Below are 19,238 nucleotides of genomic sequence, written 5' to 3' on the forward strand. Positions count from 1 at the left end.
TGTCCTCCTCACATCAGGCGGTCGAGGCGACCGGTTGCTTGTTGCGGACCTGTCGATCCGTCGGGTCGGGCTGCGGGCTGGGCGTCGACGGGGACGTCGGGTCGGGCGTCACGAGAAGCGCCCCGGTGGGGGTTCTCCTCCCGTTCGCCGGGACCGCGGCCGGACCCACGCGCTCCGTCCGCATCGCGCGGGTCGAACGTCTCGCGGGCGGCACCGGTGTCCACCGCCGGAGCGTCCGCGCCGGTCGCGGTGGCGTCACGGACGACGATGCGGGCATCACCCATCCCGGTGTGTTCCAGCAGGCGACGCAGCTCGTGCGCGCCGTGGGCGAGGGCGTCGGTCGCGTGCTCGGAGCTGAGGTTGACCCGCACGGAGCCGTCACGCACGACCAAGGTGACCCGGACCTCGCCGAGGTGCTCGGGGCGCAACGTCATCGTGATCCGGTGCGTCCCCTCGCCGGTCTTGGCGAGCCGCACGACCTCCGGGAAGACCTGCTGCACCGGGCTCGCCGCGGCGACCGGCCGGTCCATGGGCCGCGTCAGCACCGCCGCTGGCGCTGCGGAGGCGAGGGCCGCGGGCGGAGCCTGAGCAGGCTCGACCTGCTCCTGCGGCTCGAAGGGCCTCGGGACGCCGACCACGGGTCCGTGCTCCTGACGGGCCACCTGGATCCGCGGGACGGGCACCGTCGGCGCCACGGGTGCTTCGACCCGTGCGACGGGTCGTCCGTCGGGCGCCGTCGTCGGCGAAGCGAGGATGTCGGCGGTCGGCGCCTTGACCGGTCCTGCCACCGGTGCCCCGGCCCGGGCAGCGAGCGACGGTCGGGCGGGGGTGGCCACGGGCGGAGCGATCTGCGGAGCGACAGGCGGTGCGACAGGCGGTGCGGCGGGTGCTGATGCCACGAGGGGCGGGGCGACGGGCGGCACAACGCCCACCCGCGCGGCCGCCTGGCCGAAGGCTGCCACGGGGGGTACCGGCTCAGGGACGGGCCCGGGAGCCGGCGCCACCGCCGGCTCGCCGCTCGCGCTCCGGGCGGGGATGGCTGTCGTCGTGCCGGGCGCGGCGCTGACCGCGCCCGGCACGACGGGGTCGGCAGTGCCGACGGGGACGACCAGCGCAGCGGCACCGGGGACACGAGTTGCTGCTGGTTGCTGATCGTTGATCGAGATCTCAGGGGGAGTGACGTCCATCGGGCGAGCCGTCGGAGCGGTCGCCGGCGGGGCCGACGCGACGGGGGGAGCGATGACGGGGGTTGCGATCGGGGCCACGACAGGGACGGCGATCGGCGTCGGGACCACAACAGGCACGGCGAGCGGGTCGGAGCCGACCACGGGCGGGACATCGGCGGGCTCGACCCCGTCGAGGATCGTCTCCTCGGGCGGCGTCATCGGGTCGAGCTCGAGCACGGGCGGGAGACCGGTGATCACCGGGGGCGCGGAGAGTGTCGGCGCTTCGGGGTCGATCGGGGCAGGAGCGGGGTCGACGGGCAGGACCGACGTGACCGGTACGGCGGGCATGGTCGCGGCGGGCATGGTCACGGGGGGAAGCGGGTGTGCCGGCGCCAGGGGCGCAGCCGGGGAGGAGGGGACCCACGGAAGCGTGTCCTTCTGCTCCGACTCGTCGGCCAGGCACGAGGTGAGCTCGGCCGCGAGCGCCATCATGAAGCCGCCGTCCGCCGGAGGGGCGAAGGGGCCGAGGCCCGCCCCGTCGCCGCTGGGCGGCACCGGGAGACCGGGGAGGAGGGGCGTGAGGCTCACATCTGCTCCATGATCGCGAGGACGTTCCGGACGTAGTTCTGCGTCTCCGGGTAGGGCGGGATGCCGTCGTAGCGCAGGACCGCTCCCGGACCGGCGTTGTAGGCAGCGAGGGCGAGGTCGGTGCGCCCGAAGCGGTCGAGCAGCGAAGCGAGGAGCCGCGCACCGCCGTCGATCGCCTGGGCGGGGTCGAACGGGTTGTCGACGCCGAGACCGTCGGCGGTGCCCGGCATGAGCTGCATGAGGCCCTGGGCCCCGGCGCTGCTGACGGCCTGGGGGTCGAACCCCGACTCCTGCTTCGCGACCGCCGCGATGAGGTCGGCCGGCACGCCCGTCCGCGCTGCGGCGGCATTGATGAGGCCGGCGTACGGCGTCCCTGCGGGTACCGCGGCCATCGACGTCGAGTTGCGCGGCGCCTGCGACGGGTCGACGTTGAGGGCGGGTTCGTCGAGGATGCGGCGGATGTAGTCCGGGTTCGAGGGGACCTCGGTGATGCGGACGTCGAGGCCGGTCCGCGGTGCCTCGATCATCTTGCCGTCGCCCAGGTAGATCGCGATGTGGTCGGCGCCGTTGTTGCGGCTGGAGTTGTCCCACGCGATCAGGTCACCGGGCTGCGCCTCGGCGAGCGACGCCACCGGCGTGCCGGCCCGGGCCTGGTCGGCGGACAGCCGGGGGAGGTCGTAGCCGAAGTGCTTGTAGACGAGCTGGACGAGGCCGGAGCAGTCGACACCCTGCGGCGACGTCCCGCCCCAGACGTAGGGGACCCCGAGGTACTTCCGTGCCTCGGCCACGACGTCGGCGCCGCTGACCCGGTCGCTGGTGCCGGCGGCCTGCTCGAGACCGTCGGCGAAGGTCGCCGCGGTCGTGCTGCCCGTCCGCTGGGTGCTGCTCGTGGTCGCGAACTGCGCGAGCTGGAGCTGGATCTGGCTGATCCGAGCGGTCACGAGGTCGATGCTCATCGCTTCGCCTCGCTGTCCGAGGTGCGGTCGCGGAGCCATCGTTGGGCCGCGATGTCGTCGGCCTCCTTGGCGAGCAGCCGTTCGGCGGCCGTCCGACGCCGCCCGTCTCGCAGCTCGAGGAGCCGCTCCACGGCGGCCAGCCGCGTGCGGGCGGCCTCCCAGCGCAGTCGCGCCTCCTCGTTGACGACGTCCGCGGTCGCAGCCTGGCGCGCTGCCTCCAGCGATGCTTCGCCGATCCGCTGGGCGGCGAGGCGCTGGGCGAGCAGCTCTTCCGGCGTCGCCCACGACGTCACCGGGACGGTGGCCAGCATCTCGTTGAGGTCGTCGACCCTGCGCCGCTTCTCGCCTGCCTCGACGATGGCGAGCCGCAGACCGATCCGGTCGTCCTGCTCTCGCACACTGCGGACCCGCTGCACCGCGTTGAGTCCCGCGTCCTCGCGCGCGCTCACGGGAGCACCAGCTCGTGGAGGAGGCGCCAGCCTTCGTCGGTCGCCGTGACGTCGTCCATCGGCTGGCGCAAGAAGGTCTGGATGCGGGGCAGCCGGGCGATCGCAGCGTCGGCGTCGGCGTCGGCACCGGACACGTAGGCGCCGATCTCGACCAGCTCCCGGACCGAACGGTGCGCGGCGAGCATCCGGCGCAGCTGGATCGCGTCGGCCTGCTGCGCAGGCGTCGTGACCGCTGAGGTCACCCGCGAGACGGACTCGAGCACGTCGATCGCCGGATAGTGACCCGCCGTGGCCAGGTCGCGGGACAGCACCACGTGGCCGTCGAGGATCGACCTGGCCGTGTCTCCGATCGGGTCCTGGAGGTCGTCGCCCTCCACGAGGACGGTGTAGAGGCCGGTGATCGACCCGTGCTCGGAGGTCCCGGCGCGCTCGAGCAGCCGTGGCAGGAGACCGAAGACGCTGGGCGGGTAACCGCGGGTGGCCGGTGGCTCGCCCGCGGAGAGGCCGATCTCGCGCTGGGCCATGGCGACCCGGGTGAGCGAGTCCATCATCAGCAGCACGTGTCGACCGGTGTCGCGGAACCACTCGGCGATGCGCGTCGCGACGAAGGCTGCCCGCAGGCGCTCGACGGGAGCCGCGTCGGAGGTGGCGACGACGATGACGGACCGGCGCAGGCCCTCGTCGCCGAGGTCGCGCTCGATGAACTCGCGGACCTCGCGGCCGCGCTCGCCGACAAGAGCGATGACGTTGACGTCGGCGTCGGTCCCGTGGGCGATCATCGACAGCAGCGACGACTTGCCGACACCGGAGCCGGCCATGATGCCGATGCGTTGGCCACGCCCGCACGGCACCAGCGTGTCGAGAGCACGCACGCCGAGCCCGAGCTGCTGGACGATCCGTGGACGGGACAGCGCCGGCGGTGCGGGGATGTCTACGGGAACCGAGGAGAGGTGGTCGATCGTCTCGCCCCCGTCGACGGGGTGGCCGAGGCCGTCGAGCACGCGGCCGAGCAGCGCGTCGCCGACCCGGACCTGCAGCGGGCCGCCGGTGGACCGCACCAGGTCGCCGACCCGGGCGCCCGTCGTACCTCCGAGCGGGAGGCAGACCATGCCGTCGTGGCGGAGCGCGGCCACCTCGGCGAGCAGCGGACCGCCCGCGGTGTCCACGAGGACCAGGTCACCGACGGCGGCGGGCACGCCGCGCACGACCATGTGGAGGCCGACGAGCTCGCAGACGGTGCCGAGGGTGAGGGCCCGTGCCGCGTCGAGGGCACGCTCGAGGGTGAGGTCGGTGATGGTCATGCCTGCACCTCGGTGGGAGCGAAGAGAGCCGCGTGCACGCGGCCCATGGCCTGGTCGATCCGGAGGTCGACGACCGAGCCGTCGGCCTCGACGAGCGCGTCGGCCCTGCCGAGGTGCGGGTCACCGACGATCTCGACGCCGTGGTCGGTCAGCTCGCGCACGGCGGGGTCGGCGGCCAGCTCGGGGTGGAGCCGGACCCGGACGAGTGGGTGCGTGGGGAGCACGGCGAGCACCCGTCGTACGACGTCGGGGCCGGTCGCGACGGCGACCTCCCGGCCGACCAGGGCCTCGGTGATCCTCCAGGCGACGTCGGTCGCCTGTCGCTCGACGCGGTCCGCGAGCAGCGCGAGCTGGGCGCGCAGGTCATCGGCCGCGCGGCTGAGCGCTTCCACCGCGGCGACGTGCTCACCCTCGCGCCGCGTCTCCTCGGCGGCATGCGCGACCGCTTGCTGACGCCGCTCGTCCGCGGCGATGGCGGCGGCGTCGCGGCGGCCCTGGGCCCACCCGACCGAGTAGCCCTCGGCGGTGGCCGCCGAGCGGACCCGCTCGGCGACGTCGCCGAGGACGCCCTCGGTGACCCGATCGCCGAGCAGCGACGCCTCGCCGAGCCGGGTCCAGTGACCCGTGCGCAGCTCCGGAGTGGCGAGCTCGCCGAGGACCCCGACCTGGTCGGCGGTCAGCACGACGGCACGCTCCCGCCGGTCAGAGGACGTACTCGTCATCGTTGCCCCGGTTGATCATGATCACGCCCTGCTCCTCGAGCTGGCGGATCGTGCGGATGATGGACTGCTGTGCCTCTTCGGCCTGCGCGAGGCGGACCGGGCCGAGCAGGTCGACCTCTTCGAGGAGGTTCTCGGCTGCGCGCTCGGAGAGGTTGCCGGTGATCTTGCGGCGGACCTGGTCGCTGACACCCTTGAGTGCAAGAGCGAGCTCCGCGGTGTCGACCTGGCGGAGCACGGTCTGGACCGAGCGGTCGTCGAGGTTGACGATGTCCTCGAACATGAACATCCGGCTCTTGACCTCGTCGGCCAGCGCTGCGTCGAGTCCTTCCAGGCCCTCGACGATCTGGCGTTCGGTCGGCCGGTCGGACCGGTTGATGATGTTGACGAGCGGGTCGACACCGCCGACGCGCGACACCTCGGAGGGCTGCAGCATGGAGGAGAGCTTGCGCTCGAGGATACCCTCGACCAGGCGGGTGATGTCCGGGCTCGTCCGGTCCATGACGGCGATGCGGTGCGCGACCACCGCCTGCTGCCGGGCCGGCAGCCCGCCGAGGAGCATCGACGCCTTCTCCGCGGACATGTGAGCGAGGATCAGGGCGATCACTTGGGGGTGCTCGTCGGCGATGAAGCTGCGCAGCTGGGCCGGGTCGGCGCGGTGCAGGAACTGGAACGGCATCTGTACGGCGGCTGCGTGGAGCCGCTCCATGATCTCGCTGGCGCGCTCGGGCCCGAGCGACTGCTCGAGGAGTTGCTGGGCGAACCCGAAGCCCCCCTGAGTCACGTGCGCGTGAGCGGTCGCGAGGTCGAGGAACTCCGCGAGGACCGCCTCGGTCTCGGCGGCGGTCACGGTGTCGAGGCGTGCGATCTCTGCGGAGATCGCCTCGACGTCGGCGTCGCGCAGGTGGCCCAGCACCTCGGCCGCCCGGTCCTTGCCGAGCTGGATGAGGAGGATCGCCGCCTTGCGGACGCCGATGGCGTCGACGGCCAGCCCGGTGCCTCGCCCGCTCATCGCGGGTCCACCAGCCAGCCGCGCAGGAGGGCGGCGACGTCCTCAGGCTGCTTCTCCACCAGAGCCTGCAGCTCGTCCTGGAGCGCCGAGGCCTCGTTGTCGGTCGAGGCTTCGAGGACGGCCATCGCCGGGGCCGGCTCGACCGCGACGGCCCGAGCGGCCGCGTCGGCGCGGAGCTGCTCGACGACGTAGGTCGTCGCCTTCTCGCGGCGCTTGGCCCGCCGGTGCGCCTGGAACCAGGCCATCAGGATCAGCAGGGCGATGCCCAGGCTGAGCGCGACGGCCATCAAGATGTTGTTGCGCTCGGTGCGAGCGTCAGCAGCGTCGGCAGCCGCGAGCTCCGCGGCCGCAGCCTCCTCACCGCTGCGGTCGAACGGGATCTTGCTGACGGCGATCTTGTCGCCGCGCTTGGCGTTGATGCCGATCGCGGCCGCGATGAGGTCGCGGACGACGCCCTCCTGGACGGAGGCCGCCTTGGTGGCGTCCAAGGCGACGCCGATGTTGATGTTCTGCACGCTGCCCGGCGCTGACTCACGGTGCTCGACGACCTCGCCGACCGGGTTGTCCCGGGTCACCTGGGAGTTCTCGTAGGACGCGTCCTCGCCCGAGCCGTTGCCCGTCGGGTCCATCTGGCCGTCCGGCCCGACGACGCCGCCGTTGGTGTTGTTGGGGTTGCCCGAGCCGTTGTAGGTCTCGGTGCTGGTCGACTCCGAGATCGGGGGAGTGTTCTTCTCGGGCTTCTGGTAGGTCCGGGTGTCGGTCACAGCGGTGTCGAAGTTCAGGGTCGCGGTGACGCTCAGGGTCGAGTTGCCGGGTCCAACCACACGGTCGAGCACGCTTTGGATCTCGGCCCGCAGGCCCTCCTCGTACTCGCGGACGAGGGCGGCCTGGGTGCTGGCCCCGCCGACGCCGTCCTCGGTGTCCGGGCTGGTCAGGACCGTCCCGGTGGAGTCCGCGACGGTCACGGCCTTGGGGTCGAGACCCTCGATGCTCGAGGCGACCAGGTGGACCACGGCCTGCACCTGCTCCGGGGCGAGCGTGCTGCCCTGCTCGGTGTCGACCAGCACCGAGGCGGTCGGGTCGGCCGCATCGTCGCTGAACACCTGCTTCTCCGGGATCGAGAGGTGGACCACAGCGTTGTCGACGCCGTCGATCGCCTCGATCGTCGAGGCGAGCTCGCCCTCCATCGCGCGCTTGAAGTTGGTCTGCTCCTTGAACTCCGAGGTCGTCAGGTCGGAGTTGTCGAGGATGCTGTAGCCCGAGTCGCCGCCCGCGGGGAGTCCCTGGCCGGAGAGCGCGATCCGCGTGGAGTAGACGTCGGACCGCGGGACCATGACGGTCGATCCGCCGTCGGTGATCTTGTAGGGGACACCCTCGGCCTCGAGCTCGTCGACGACGGCGCTCGCGTCAGCTCCGGACAGGTCCGTGTAGAGCGGCGCGTAGCTGGGGGTCGAGACCCAGCGGACGACGAGGAACCCTCCAACGAGGAGGGCTGCCGTTCCGACGATCACGGCCATCCGCTGGCCGATGGACATCGCGAGGAACATCTGCCGGGCTCGGTCGAGGCTGCGGTTCATGGTGGTGCGCATCGTTGATCGTCGCCTCAGACCTGCATGTGCATGATCTCGGAGAACGCCTCGAGGGCCTTGTTGCGGACCGCGACGGTCAGCTGGGTCGCGACCTGGGCCTCACTCGCTGCGATCGTGTAGTCGTGGATGTTGTCGAGGTCGCCGGTCGCGGCCTGGACGGCGAGGCTGTCGGCGCGGTCGGTCAGACCCTCGAGACGGTCGAGACCGTCGAGGAGGAGCGAGCCGAACTCGTGGCCCGATGCGGCGGACGCTGCGGATCCCGCGGCGGAGGGGTCGACGCCCGTGGGGCCGGTCGGTCCGGCGACGGGGAAGGTCGCGGCGGTGAAGGCAGCCGGGTTGATGGCTCCGATGGGCATCGTGGTCATCACCGGCCGCCGATCTGGAGAGCGGCCGCGTAGGTGTCCTGCGCCGTCTTGGTGACCTGGACCGATGCCTGGAAACCGCGCTGGGCCATGATCAGCTGACTCATCTCGCTCGACATGTCCATCGCAGGTGCTCGCACGAACCCGTCCTCGTCCGCCAGCGGGTTCGCCGGGTCCTGGACCAGGACGCCCTCGGGGTCGGAGCCGGCGAAGCCGGCGACGTCGACGCCGCCGCCCGCCTGGGACTGGAAGATGACGTAGGTGGCCTGGAACGCCTCGTCGTCGGTCGAGGTGATCGTGTTGGCGTTGGCGATGTTGCCGGCGAGCGCGTCCAACCAGGTCTGGTGCGCCCCGAGCGCCGAGTTGGCGATGCTGAGGGCGTCGAAGGCGCTCATCGGGTGCCTGCCGCGGTGCTGACGAGGCCGGCCCGGTCACTGATCGCGCGAGCGACGACCTGGTACTGGTACTGGGTCTGGATCGCCGCGATCGACTCCTTGCGGAGGTCGACGTTGTTGTCGTTGGCCCCGACCGGAGTGGCGGTGGGCTCGACGCCGATCGACGGGGCGGCGGAGGCGTCACCACGTTCGATGGCGGCGCGGAGCGAGCTCTCGAAGTCGACGCTCGACGCGCGGAAGTGCGGGGTGTCGACGTTCGCGATGTTGTCGGCGATGACGTTCTGGCGGGTCGACAGCCCGTTCATGGCTGCGTGCAACGCCAAGCCGACCGGATCGGGTCCGGACAGGATCACGACGAATTACCTCCGTGCAGCTGCCACGCCCGAGGTCACGTGGAAGGGGAGCCAATCCGTCGGCTGGGGTGAGCGATCCTTGCTCGGTGGGCTCATCGGCCCTGCGATCGGGGAGCTGAGCGATGCCGGGGTCCCGGTCGTGAAATCGGGACGATGGTCCCTGCCGGCCTGACCGAACGGAGGAGTCGTCTAGATCAAGACGACGCTGAGGGACCCGGACCCGTAGCCCGCGAGGTCCACCCGGACGTCCTCACGCCTGCCCAGGGTGAGGGTCTGGATCCGGACCATCGGGTCGAGCGGCGGACCAGCAGCGTGCAGCTGGTAGAGCTTGAGATGGTCGGCGCCCTCGACGTTGAACATGGACGCCGCGATGTTGAGCACCTCGTAGAGGTTCTCCGACAGCGCGTCCGTCAGCTTGCCGTCGGCGATCGCGTCCTCGGCGGCGCCGACCGGGATGAGCGCGATGGCCGCGCCGGCGTGGGCCGAGAAGGCGAGGTCGCACGCGATCACGGCACGGATCTGGAGGCTGTCGTCGACGTAGACAGCGACGGATGCTGGTGTGTCCGGCCCGGGCGCGAAGGGCGGCGAGGGGGTCAAGGTGACCTCGCGGCCCAGCAGGTCGGACAGCAGGTCACGCAGCTGCTTGGTCTGGGGCAGGTGGATGTTCATCGCGGGACGACCTCAGAGGACGGCGCGGAGTGCCTCGTCGAAGGCCTCCGGGGTGAACGGCTTGGCAATGAGGAACGCCGCTCCGGCGGCGGCGGCCCGTTGGCGCATGTCGTCGGAACCCTCGGACGTGACGAAACCGAACGGCACCTGGGAGCCCGACGCCCGTAGCGCCGACAGGCAGTCGATGCCGGACATCTCGGGCATGTTCCAGTCCGAGAGCACCAGGTCGGGGGCCTCGGAGGCCACCATCTCCAGTGCCATCCGGCCGTTCTCGGCCTCGACGACGTCGTGGCCCCCGTGACCGGCCTGGCGCAGGGTGCGGATGACGATCTGGCGCATCACGCGGCTGTCGTCGGCGATCAGGATCTTCATCGTGGGCTCCCCGGGCAGTGGACGGTGATCCGGACCGGCTCTCCGGTCCACGTCAGGTCGAGGCGCGCGACCTCGTGGGCATCGGACGGGAAGACCGCCCGCCCCGCAGCGACGGCCGGCAGCGACAACGAGCTCGGACCGGGCATGAGGCTCTTCACGTTGCCGCCGATCATGTTGACCAGCTCGCCGACCGCGTCGGCGACGTCGTCGTCCGCGAGAGTCTCGGCGTCGCCGAGGTCGAGCATCACGCGGCTGATCGCCTGCGCGACGTCGTCGGCGAGCTCGACCGTGACAGCGCCCTGCCATTCACCGGTCACCGAGACAGCGCCGGACCACACGCTCGCGTCGAGGGGCGTGCCGGGCGGCACCTGCCGCGGGCACAGCGGGTGCTCATAGCCCACGAACGTCGACCAGACCTCCTCCACGACGGCTTGGAGGTCGGTCAGCTCCGGGGCGAGGGCGGTCATGCTGGCACCTCGGTGGCACGCAGGCCGAGGAGCTCGAGCTTGTCGGCGATCGCGTCGGGGGTGAACGGCTTGATGACGTATTCGTGGGCGCCGGCCGCGAGCGCGCGCACGATCTGCTTCTGCTCGCTCTCGGTCGTCACCATCATCAGCGTCATCGACCGCCACTCCGGGTTGTCCCGGACCTTGGTGATGAACGTGTAGCCGTCCATCACGGGCATGTTCCAGTCGATGAGGCAGATGTCGGGGTTGAAGCCGCTCTCGAGCACGTCGAGGGCCTGTTGGCCGTCTCCTGCCTCGGCGGACTCGAATCCGAGGCCGTTGACGATGCGGCGCAAGATGCTCCGCATGGCCCGGGAGTCGTCGATGATCAGCGCGCGCATGGTTCAGGCTCCTGTCAGTGACGCGGCGATGGGGGCGGTCGGTCGGTCCGCGAGCGCCGGGGCCACCCGGTGCACCTGGACCCGACCGATCTGCTCACGCTGCCAGGCGGCGGCGAGCGCGGGCGGGGAGTCGAGGGTGGTCTCCGACGAGCCGATGAGGAAGTACCCACCGGGGTTGAGCATCGGCAGCATCCGCCGGAGGATGTCGTGCCGCACGTCCTTCTCGAAGTAGATGAGGACGTTGCGCAGGAGGATCAGGTCGAAGGTGCCGAGGCCGGTGAAGGGCGCGGTCAGGTTCTGGCTGCGCAACGTGACCATGTCGCGCAGGTGCGGAGCGACCTCCCACTCGCTGCCGACGCGGCTGAAGTACTTGACCAGCAGCGTGGCCGGCAGGCCGCGGTTCATCTCGACCTGGCTGTAGCGCCCGGCGCGCACGCGATCGAGCATCGTCGGTGAGTAGTCGGACGCGACGATCTCGCTCGTCCACCCGGGCGGCAGGTGCTGGTCGAGGAGCATCGCGATCGAGTAGGCCTCCTGGCCGCTCGAGCTCGCGGCACTCCAGATGCGCAGGCGACGGGTCGCGGCCCGCGCCTGCAGCAGGTCGGGGAGCATGACGTCGGTGAACGCCTGGTACGGCGCGTTGTCGCGGAACCAGCTCGTCTCGTTGATCGTCAGCGCATCCATCGCCTTGGCGCGCTCGATCGGGTCAGCGAGAATCTTGGTGACGTAGTCGGCGAAGGAGCAACCGGCCTTGGTGGCGAGGGGCTGCAGTCTCGCTTCGACGAGATACTCCTTGCCCTCGTCGTAGATCATGCCGGTCTCCCGCCGCGTCAGGGCGGAGACCGCCGCGAACGCCTCGGATGCGGAAACCATGTCCCTCTCATCGGGACACTCCCGACGATTCTGAGCAAACCTGCAACGGCTCAGAAGCAGGTGCCGAATGCCGATGCTCCGTTACGTGATCCGCGTCCTGGTCGTCGACGACAGTGCTGTGGTGCGCCGCTTGGTCTCCTCGGCGCTGAGCGAGGCGGGTGACATCCTCGTCGCCGGCGTCGCACGAGACGGCATCGAGGCCGTGGAGCAGGTCGCGGCGCTCGAGCCGGACGTCGTCGTCCTCGACATCGAGATGCCACGGATGGACGGACTCGGCGCCGTCGTGGAGATCCGCAAGGACCACCCGCGGCTCCCCATCATCATGTTCTCGACGCTGACCGAACGCGGCGCCACGGCGACGCTCGAGGCGTTGTCCCGCGGCGCCTCCGACTACGTCACCAAGCCCTCGAACTCCGTGGGCGGGGTCGCCGACGGTATCGCGGCCGTCCGCGAGCAGCTGGTCCCGCGCGTCCGTGCTCTCGCCGGTCGTCGCCGGCTCGCCTCGGGTGTGCCCCTCGTCCGACCGGCGCCTGTAGCGGCGCCGCCTCCGCGTCCACGCGTCGCAGCTGCTCCGCCCGAGGTGCTCCTGATCGGGTCGTCCACGGGCGGCCCCGACGCACTGGCCCGGTTGCTCCCCGCTCTTCCGAAGGACCTGCACGTCCCCGTGCTGGTCGTCCAGCACATGCCGCCCGTCTTCACGACGATGCTCGCCCAGCGGCTGGACCGCGAATGTGCGCTGACCGTCCGCGAGGCGGCCGACGGCGACCCGGTCCGCGCGGGGGAGATCCTGATCGCGCCCGGAGACCACCACTTGCGCGTGGTGCGTAGCGCCACCGGGGTGGTGGCCCGCCTCGACCAGGGGCCTCAGGAGAACTTCTGCCGTCCGGCCGTGGACGTGCTGCTGCGCAGCGCCGTCGACGCCTACGGCGGTCGTGCGCTCGTCACGATCCTGACCGGTATGGGCCAGGACGGACTGGAGGGCTGTCGTCTGCTCGCCGCGGCCGGTGCACGCGTGCTCGTCCAGGACGAGGCCAGCTCGGTGGTCTGGGGGATGCCCGGTGCGGTCGCTGGGGCCGGCCTGGCCCACGGGACCCTGCCGCTCGACGACCTGGCCCGGCACATCATGACCGGGCTGAGGGTACCGGCGGCGCAGGCCGCGATCAGGCCGTGAAGTCGACGTAGGCGGGCCGCTCGGGCGCGCCCGTCGCGGAGCGGAAGTTCTGGGTCACTCGTGCCTGCTGACGGTTCTCGATCAGTGTTGCGTTGAGCTGGCCGATCACCGCGTGCTGTCGCATCTGCAGGTCGCGGGCGCGGAGCACCAGGTCAGCGGGCATCGGGCCCAGGTTGCTCGGCGGCTCCCAGTCGCAGGGCTCGGGACGGGGAGCGCCGGCGCGCATCGCCTCGAGGCACGTCACGTCGCTCTCGAGACGGTCGAGGACGTCCTCCCAGGACCCGAGGTCGCTCATCGCTAGACCGCCGCGGCGACGGTGGCAGCCTGCTGCCACATGTCCCGGACGCCTCGGGCGAGGAGCAGCGCCTGAGCGGTCGTCTGCTCGTCCCGGTTGACGTTGGCCGCGACCAGCCGGTTGCGGAGGAACTCGTAGAGCATCGCCAGCTCGTTGCCACCGGAGATGCGGTCGGCCTGCAGGCTCGTGGCCAGCTCGACGACGATCTCCTGGGCGTGCAAGAGCTGGGTGTGGGCCTCTGCCCAGTCGCGGTCCAGCTGCGCCTGGAGCGCGCGCTCGACGTCGAGGGCGAGCCGCTCGACGAGCATGACGAGGAGGCGCGCGGGGCTCGCCGTCGACACGGAGTTGCCGACGTAGGCGGCGCGGGCACTGTCGAAGGACATGACTGCCTCCATCATCCGTTGTTCGAGGAGAGGCTCGAGAGCTGGCTGGACAGCCAGGAGGCCTGGCTCTGGAGCTGTCCGAGGGTCACCTCGAGCGCCGAGTACTGACGCTCGAGGGTGCTGCGCCGCTGGGCGAGTCGCGCGTCCCAGTCGGAGATGTTGTCGTTGAGCCGCGCGATGCCAGCGGTGCTGCTCGTGATCATCGAGGTCAGCGAACCGGTGTACTTGTCGCTGACGAGCTCGGTGACCTTCTGCACCCGTGCGGCGAATCCGTCGTCGCCGGTGATGGCGGCGGTCACGGCGTCCGGATCGGCGGCGTAGGCCGCCGCGAACTTCGACTCGTCGAACGTCAGGTGCCCCGTGCGGTCGACCTCGATGCCGTACGGCGCCAGGGACGTGTCGTCCTCCGGGTAGATCGTCCCGAGCATCTCGGAGGCGACACGGGGGAGCAGCGAGTTGCCGCTGAGCACGCCTGCCTTGGTCGCATCGGCGTCGTGCGCCGTCTGGCCGGCGATCGTCGAGAGGATGCCGTTCATCTGGTCGACGACCTTCTTGACCGCGGCCGACCGTGCCGACGCGTCGCGGGCGACCACGACATCGGCGGTGCCGGTGGCGTTGGCGCCGAGGGTGAGGGTCACGCCGGGGGTCACGTTGGTGAACGTGTTGGTCGTCGATCCGACGGTGATCCCGCCGACCTCGATCTGCGCATCCCTGCCGGTCTGGACGGAGGCCGCGCCGCCGAGGAGGGGGGCGCCGCCCGGGAGGGCGAGGGAGAAGTCCTGGAGCTCGCCGGTCGCGGTGGACTCGACCATGAGTCGGTAGGAACCGGTGCCGACCTGGACGAGGGTCGCACGGAGCCCGGTGTTGTTGGTCGGCTTGTTGATCGCGTCGGCAACCTCCTGGAGGGTGCCCGTGCCCACCGAGAGGGAGACGACCGAGCCGCCGTCTTGGCGGTCGAGCTCGATGGTCGTGGAGCCGCCGGTCACCAGGTCGGTGGTCGCGTGAGCGTCGGTGAAGGAGACGCGGTGGCTGAGGGCGGTGTGCCCGATCGTCACGGTGTAGGACGACGGGGTGGCCGCGGTCGTCGCGGTGGCGGTCACCGCGGAGTTGGTGGAGGTGGCCTTCAGGCTCTCCCACACCGAGCTCGTCGTGCTCGAGGGGTGGGCGAGGTCCTTTGCCGCCGAGGCGAGACCGGCGAGCCGGCTGTTGAGGCTCTGGAGGGCGCCGAGCTTGGCCTGCTCAGACGTGACCTTGCTCTTGAGCTGGGTCTGCGGCTGCGACTCCAGCTGGAGCAGCTGGTTGATGATCGTCGCGGTGTCGAGGCCGCTGGCGAGACCGCCGATGCTGGCAGTAGCCACGATGTGTCTCCCTCCCGGGCTCGATCACGAAGGGCCGGTGGAACGGTGTCGTCCACCGGCCCCTCGTGTTGCCCGCATCTGGGTGGTGGATGCGGTCGATCAGCGGGTGCTGATCAGGCTTGCTCAGCCGCGCAGGAGCTGAAGAACGCTCTGCGGGGCGGAGTTGGCCTGGGCGAGCATCGCCGTACCTGCCTGGGACAGGATCTGCGAGCGGGTGAAGGACATCATCTCCTTCGCCATGTCCGTGTCACGGATGCGCGACTCGGATGCCGACAGGTTCTCGATCGCGACGTTGACGTTGGCGATCGTGTGCTCGAACCGGTTCTGGTAGGCACCCAGGGTGGCTCGAGCGCTCGAGACGGCGCTGATCTGGGTGTCGATCAGGTTGACCGCGGCCTGGGACGACGCGTGCGTCGCGAAGCTCAGACCACCCGCGATGGCGGAGCCGGCAGCGATGCCGGTACCGGGCGCGGTGACCGCGACCGTGCCGCCCACCTTCGAGGTGACGACCAGCTGGTTGTCCTGGTCGACCGAGGCCGCGAAGTTGGCCGCGAAGCCGGTGTCGTTGTTGAGCGCGTCAGCAACGTCGTTCACGGTCTCGTAGGTGCCGGCCGCACCGAGGGTGACGGTGGCGCTGGTCACCGGGCCGGTGGTCGAGAACGTGACCGCACCGGTCACGGCGGTCGGGGTGAGCACGTTGAACTCGACGCCCGCGTTACCGAGGTTGGCAGCGATCGCAACCATGTTGACCGAGGCCAGGTTGACGGCGATGTTGCTGTCGGAGTTACCGTCGGCGCCGACCTGGAAGTTCAGGGTGCCGGCGGTGCCGTCGAGCAGCTTCTGGCCGTTGAAGTTGGTCGCGTTGCCGATCCGGGTCAGCTCCGAGGTCAGCTGCGTCGCTTCCTGGGCGATGTTGGCGCGGGCCGACGCGTTGTTGCTGTCGTTCGACGCCTGGACACCGAGGTCACGCATGCGCTGGAGGATGGACTGCACCTCGGTCAGCGCACCTTCAGCGGTCTGCACGACCGAGATGCCGTCCTGGGCGTTGCGGACCGCGACCTTGAGACCGCCGACCTGCGAACGCAGGCCCTCGGAGATCGCGAGGCCGGCTGCGTCGTCGGCAGCACGGTTGATGCGGTAGCCGCTGGAGAGCTTCTCCATCGACTTGCTCATCTCGCTCTGCGTGACCGACAAGTTGCGGTAGCTGTTCAGAGCGTCGATGTTCTGATTGATTCGAAGACCCATGATGACTTCCCTCCTGGAACTTAAGGTCTGCTACTGGTGATAGGTGCCCGTCCTTGGGCCTCCCGCGGTGTCCATCGGTGGCAAGGCCCCTCCACCTGAGGGAAAGCCACGAAGAATTTGGGGAGCAGAGCTGCGGACGCGAGGCGTCAGCCGGCCGCGTCCACGCGGGTCTCGACCGAGCCGGGACCGCGCCGAAGACCCTGGGCGTGGCGGGCGGCGACGGCAGCGAAGTAGGCCTCACGTCGGCGGTTGGCGCACCCGCCCTGCTTGCCCACTTCGGTGACGAGAGAGGGCTCCAGGGCGTGGTTGAGCGCGTCGCGCAGCAGTCGGAGCGCTTCGGCCCGCATCTGCGAGATCCGCGAGTCGGTGACGCCCAGATCGGCAGCGATGTCGGCCATCGGGCGCTCGGCGAAGAAGTAGTCCTCGACGACCGTGCGCAGGCGGTCGGGGAGCTCGGCGATCGCCTCGGTGAGGTAGGTCAGCTGCTCCTGCTGCTCGATCAGCGCCTCGGGCGACGGCGCCCGCGCCGGCAGCAGCTCGTCGAGCGAGGTGTTGGTGCTCGCCTGCAACGACAGCACCTGGGCTCGGGAGATGTCGTCCTCGTTGGCCTTGGCCTCCTGCTCCGTCAGCCCGGCCGCCTGGGCGACCTCCGCGAGGGTGGGCATCCGGCCGAGCACGGTCGCCAGCCGGTTCCTCGACTCGTCGAGGTCGCGGGCCCGGCGCCGGACCGAGCGCGACGCCCAGTCGATCGAGCGCAGCCCGTCGAGGACGGCGCCGCGGATCCGCGTCGACGCGTAGCGGTCGAACGGGACCCCGCGCGACGCGTCGAAAGCCTGAGAGGCCTGGACGAGTGCGGTCAGTCCGGCCGAGACGAGGTCGTCGCGGCTGACGTGCGACGGGACCCTGCTCATCGTCTCGCGGACGATGTGCCCGACCAGCGGCATGTGGCTGAGGATGCGCCGTTCCGAGTCGGTGCCCTCCGAGTCATCAGGAGTTGGGATCACTCCGGAAGCGTGTGGGCGCGACGACGTCGCGATGAGGGGAACGAGTCGAACCGGGTCCCGCGTCCGGGGTATTCGGGACCGCATCGGGCCCCGGGGCCCGGAGGGCCTGGGACCCGGTCCCGGTCTGAATAGCCCACCACCCCTGACCGTTCGTAGGAGGCGGACCCGACGAGTCCCGGATTTCGGCTCAGGTCTGCTCACCAGCGGGCGATGGGAAACGCAGATTCTGTCGTGGGGACATCCGGGAAGGAACGTCGTGGAAAAGCTGTCGCTGATCCTGTGGCGGGAGCGCGAGCTGATGGAGCTCCTGTCGTACAAGCTCGAGGTCGAGCGGCTGGTGCTTGCCAGCGGTCGCACCCGGTGGCTCATCAACGCCACCCGGGAGATCGAGGACGTGCTCGCCACCATCCGTGAGACCGAGGTGCTGCGCGCGGTCGCGGCCGACGAGGCCGCCGCCGACCTCGGACTCAGCGCCGACTCGTCGTTGGCGACGCTCGCCGCCGCCGCGCCCGACCCCTGGGGCTCCCTGCTGCTGGAGCACCGCGACGCTTTCGTCGCGGCCGCGCGGGAGATCGCCCAGTTGTCGGAGGACAACCACGAGCTCCTCACCGCCGGCTTCCGGTCCGCGCGCGCGACCCTGCTCGGCATCGTCGGCGCCGGTCCCGAGGGCTACACCCAGGACGGCGCGGCCGTGGTGGGAGCGCCTCGCACCGGCCTGGTCGACAGGACCCTGTGATGACCGGGACCTTCAGCAGCGTCAACACTGCGCTGACAGCGCTGCGTTATCAGCGCGTTGCCCTCGACGTGGCCGGCAACAACATCGCCAACGCGGCGACCAAGGGCTACGTCCGGCGAAGCCTGGTCGGCGAGTCGATGGAGGCCTCCCATGTCGCGCTGTGGTCGCGCTACGACGGCTACGGCGACGGGGTCGGCGTGGCGTCGGTCAACCGGATGGTCGACCCGCTGCTCGACCGGCGGGTCCGCCGCGAAGAGGCGGGTCTGAGCTACCTGCAGACGACGTCGACGGCGCTGCAGCACGTCGACAACGGGATCGGCGAGCCGGGCCCCAACGGAGTCGCCGCCGCGTTGTCGGCCTACCGCGGTGCCTGGCACGACCTGACCCTCAACCCGGGCGGTGACGCTGCTCGTCAGCAGGTGCTGAGTCGGGCAGCGACGTTGGCCGATGCGATCCACACCCAGGTGAACAACGTCGCCGGTGAGGAGGCCGACCAGCGGCTCCGCCTGGTCAACGTCGTCGGGGAGATCAACACGGCTGCGGCCGAGCTCGCCGACCTCAACCGGGAGATCCTCGCCGCCGACGTCAACGGCAGCGACACCAGCACCTTGCGGGACCAGCGCGACGCCCTGGCTCTCCAGCTCGCGCAGCAGGCCGGAGCCGTGACGACGGTGCGGTCCGACGGCATGTTCGACGTGACCGTCGGGGGAGTGGACCTGGTCTCGGGCCGGCAGGCGGGCACGCTGGCGATCGCGACCGGGGTGACGCCGACCGGTGACGCAGACGGCAACCCCATCACCTTCCAGATCGACCTCGGTGGTCCGACCGCAGTGCCGACGCCGCTCGGCGGGGAGATCGGCGGCATGCACCACCTGCTGTCCGACACGCTCCCGACCTACCGAGCCGGCCTCGACCAGGTGGTCCGCGACTTCGCCGACACTGTCAACGCGCAGCACGCCGCGGGCTACGACCTCGCCGGCAACGCCGGCGGAGCCTTCTTCGCCTACGACCCGGCCGATCCCGCAGCCACGCTCAGCGTCGCGATCACCGACGGGGACCTGGTCGCTGCGGCGTCCGTCGCCGGCGGCACCCTCGACGGCGGCAACGCCGACCTGCTCGGCACCGCGGGCACGGCCGACGCCGACTACCAGCGGTTGGTCAACAGCTTCGGCTCCCAGGTCGACGCGGTCGATCGGCAACGGGCCAACCAAGCAGCGCTCACCGCTTCGATCCAGGCGTCCTGGGAGCAGCAGGCCGGCGTCAACCTCGACGAGGAGACCGTCAACCTGGTCTCCGCGCAGCACGCCTACGAGGCGGCGGCCCGGCTGATGACGGCCGTGGACGAGATGCTCGACACCCTGATCAACCGCACCGGGATCGTAGGGAGGTGACCGG

General features: G+C 70.9%; 23 protein-coding genes. 3 read left to right on the forward strand and 20 right to left on the reverse strand.

The window, feature by feature from the left end; all coding sequences use genetic code 11:
* Nucleotides 1–8 precede the first annotated feature (8 nt).
* The 15 genes from F0U44_RS15510 to F0U44_RS15580 form a co-directional block, all read right to left on the reverse strand.
* Nucleotides 9–1,754: a flagellar hook-length control protein FliK gene (locus tag F0U44_RS15510; RefSeq protein ID WP_149729271.1), complete on the reverse strand. Its 1,746-nt coding sequence runs from the start codon at nucleotides 1,752–1,754 to the stop codon at nucleotides 9–11.
* A complete protein-coding gene (locus tag F0U44_RS15515; RefSeq protein WP_149729272.1) occupies nucleotides 1,751–2,710 on the reverse strand; it encodes a transglycosylase SLT domain-containing protein in 960 nt (319 codons plus the stop codon). Before F0U44_RS15515 ends, F0U44_RS15510 begins: the two co-directional genes overlap by 4 nt.
* On the reverse strand, nucleotides 2,707–3,159 hold the full coding sequence (locus tag F0U44_RS15520; protein ID WP_149729273.1) for a hypothetical protein: 453 nt from the start codon (nucleotides 3,157–3,159) through the stop codon (nucleotides 2,707–2,709). The genes F0U44_RS15515 and F0U44_RS15520 overlap by 4 nt, the downstream gene beginning before the upstream one ends.
* Nucleotides 3,156–4,460: a FliI/YscN family ATPase gene (locus tag F0U44_RS15525; protein WP_149729274.1), complete on the reverse strand. Its 1,305-nt coding sequence runs from the start codon at nucleotides 4,458–4,460 to the stop codon at nucleotides 3,156–3,158. Before F0U44_RS15525 ends, F0U44_RS15520 begins: the two co-directional genes overlap by 4 nt.
* Complete coding sequence (locus tag F0U44_RS15530; RefSeq protein WP_149729275.1) at nucleotides 4,457–5,182, reverse strand: FliH/SctL family protein; 726 nt, start codon at nucleotides 5,180–5,182, stop codon at nucleotides 4,457–4,459. Before F0U44_RS15530 ends, F0U44_RS15525 begins: the two co-directional genes overlap by 4 nt.
* Nucleotides 5,163–6,191 (reverse strand): flagellar motor switch protein FliG, encoded by a 1,029-nt coding sequence (gene fliG / locus F0U44_RS15535; RefSeq protein ID WP_149729276.1) that lies wholly within the window; start codon nucleotides 6,189–6,191, stop codon nucleotides 5,163–5,165. Before fliG ends, F0U44_RS15530 begins: the two co-directional genes overlap by 20 nt.
* Nucleotides 6,188–7,780: a flagellar basal-body MS-ring/collar protein FliF gene (gene fliF / locus F0U44_RS15540; RefSeq protein WP_149729277.1), complete on the reverse strand. Its 1,593-nt coding sequence runs from the start codon at nucleotides 7,778–7,780 to the stop codon at nucleotides 6,188–6,190. Before fliF ends, fliG begins: the two co-directional genes overlap by 4 nt.
* Before the next feature lie 14 nt (nucleotides 7,781–7,794).
* The gene (gene fliE / locus F0U44_RS15545; protein ID WP_149729278.1) at nucleotides 7,795–8,145 is read right to left on the reverse strand and encodes a flagellar hook-basal body complex protein FliE; all 351 of its coding nucleotides are present in this window, start codon (nucleotides 8,143–8,145) and stop codon (nucleotides 7,795–7,797) included.
* Nucleotides 8,145–8,537, reverse strand: coding sequence for a flagellar basal body rod protein FlgC (locus tag F0U44_RS15550; RefSeq protein WP_149729279.1), 393 nt, complete (start codon nucleotides 8,535–8,537; stop codon nucleotides 8,145–8,147). Before F0U44_RS15550 ends, fliE begins: the two co-directional genes overlap by 1 nt.
* On the reverse strand, nucleotides 8,534–8,890 hold the full coding sequence (gene flgB, locus F0U44_RS15555; RefSeq protein WP_246160523.1) for a flagellar basal body rod protein FlgB: 357 nt from the start codon (nucleotides 8,888–8,890) through the stop codon (nucleotides 8,534–8,536). Before flgB ends, F0U44_RS15550 begins: the two co-directional genes overlap by 4 nt.
* Nucleotides 8,891–9,079: 189 nt before the next feature.
* Nucleotides 9,080–9,559, reverse strand: coding sequence for a hypothetical protein (locus tag F0U44_RS15560; protein ID WP_149729280.1), 480 nt, complete (start codon nucleotides 9,557–9,559; stop codon nucleotides 9,080–9,082).
* A 12-nt stretch (nucleotides 9,560–9,571) separates the two neighbouring features.
* Nucleotides 9,572–9,931: a response regulator gene (locus tag F0U44_RS15565; protein WP_149729281.1), complete on the reverse strand. Its 360-nt coding sequence runs from the start codon at nucleotides 9,929–9,931 to the stop codon at nucleotides 9,572–9,574.
* Nucleotides 9,928–10,398 carry a chemotaxis protein CheX gene (locus tag F0U44_RS15570; RefSeq protein WP_149729282.1) on the reverse strand — a complete coding sequence of 157 codons (471 nt, stop codon included), beginning with the start codon at nucleotides 10,396–10,398 and terminating at the stop codon, nucleotides 9,928–9,930. The genes F0U44_RS15565 and F0U44_RS15570 overlap by 4 nt, the downstream gene beginning before the upstream one ends.
* Nucleotides 10,395–10,778: a response regulator gene (locus tag F0U44_RS15575; protein ID WP_149729283.1), complete on the reverse strand. Its 384-nt coding sequence runs from the start codon at nucleotides 10,776–10,778 to the stop codon at nucleotides 10,395–10,397. The genes F0U44_RS15570 and F0U44_RS15575 overlap by 4 nt, the downstream gene beginning before the upstream one ends.
* A gap of 3 nt (nucleotides 10,779–10,781) precedes the next feature.
* Nucleotides 10,782–11,651: a CheR family methyltransferase gene (locus F0U44_RS15580; protein ID WP_149729284.1), complete on the reverse strand. Its 870-nt coding sequence runs from the start codon at nucleotides 11,649–11,651 to the stop codon at nucleotides 10,782–10,784.
* Nucleotides 11,652–11,718: 67 nt separating this feature from the next.
* On the opposite strand from F0U44_RS15580, the gene F0U44_RS15585 reads away from it, so the two are divergent.
* The gene (locus tag F0U44_RS15585) at nucleotides 11,719–12,822 is read left to right on the forward strand and encodes a protein-glutamate methylesterase/protein-glutamine glutaminase (protein ID WP_246160525.1); all 1,104 of its coding nucleotides are present in this window, start codon (nucleotides 11,719–11,721) and stop codon (nucleotides 12,820–12,822) included.
* Here F0U44_RS15585 and F0U44_RS15590 read toward each other — a convergent pair.
* From F0U44_RS15590 to F0U44_RS15610, 5 genes are all read right to left on the reverse strand, one after another.
* Nucleotides 12,812–13,117, reverse strand: coding sequence for a hypothetical protein (locus F0U44_RS15590; RefSeq protein WP_149729285.1), 306 nt, complete (start codon nucleotides 13,115–13,117; stop codon nucleotides 12,812–12,814). The two genes, F0U44_RS15585 and F0U44_RS15590, sit on opposite strands and share 11 nt — an antisense overlap.
* Nucleotides 13,118–13,119: 2 nt before the next feature.
* Nucleotides 13,120–13,500 carry a flagellar export chaperone FliS gene (gene fliS, locus F0U44_RS15595; RefSeq protein WP_188113509.1) on the reverse strand — a complete coding sequence of 127 codons (381 nt, stop codon included), beginning with the start codon at nucleotides 13,498–13,500 and terminating at the stop codon, nucleotides 13,120–13,122.
* An 11-nt stretch (nucleotides 13,501–13,511) separates the two neighbouring features.
* A complete protein-coding gene (fliD, locus tag F0U44_RS15600; RefSeq protein ID WP_149729287.1) occupies nucleotides 13,512–14,858 on the reverse strand; it encodes a flagellar filament capping protein FliD in 1,347 nt (448 codons plus the stop codon).
* A 123-nt stretch (nucleotides 14,859–14,981) separates the two neighbouring features.
* Nucleotides 14,982–16,103, reverse strand: a complete 1,122-nt coding sequence (locus tag F0U44_RS23755) for a flagellin N-terminal helical domain-containing protein (protein WP_149729288.1) — start codon at nucleotides 16,101–16,103, stop codon at nucleotides 14,982–14,984.
* Between the two features lie 146 nt (nucleotides 16,104–16,249).
* Nucleotides 16,250–17,107, reverse strand: a complete 858-nt coding sequence (locus tag F0U44_RS15610; RefSeq protein ID WP_246160526.1) for a sigma-70 family RNA polymerase sigma factor — start codon at nucleotides 17,105–17,107, stop codon at nucleotides 16,250–16,252.
* A 256-nt stretch (nucleotides 17,108–17,363) separates the two neighbouring features.
* On the opposite strand from F0U44_RS15610, the gene flgN reads away from it, so the two are divergent.
* Together flgN and flgK are read left to right on the forward strand one after the other, a co-directional pair.
* Complete coding sequence (gene flgN / locus F0U44_RS15615; protein WP_223163713.1) at nucleotides 17,364–17,843, forward strand: flagellar export chaperone FlgN; 480 nt, start codon at nucleotides 17,364–17,366, stop codon at nucleotides 17,841–17,843.
* Nucleotides 17,843–19,234, forward strand: a complete 1,392-nt coding sequence (gene flgK / locus F0U44_RS15620; RefSeq protein WP_149729290.1) for a flagellar hook-associated protein FlgK — start codon at nucleotides 17,843–17,845, stop codon at nucleotides 19,232–19,234. The genes flgN and flgK overlap by 1 nt, the downstream gene beginning before the upstream one ends.
* Nucleotides 19,235–19,238 lie beyond the last annotated feature (4 nt).

The sequence above is a fragment of the Nocardioides humilatus genome (genome assembly GCF_008373755.1).
Taxonomy (GTDB): Bacteria; Actinomycetota; Actinomycetes; order Propionibacteriales; family Nocardioidaceae; genus Nocardioides; species Nocardioides humilatus.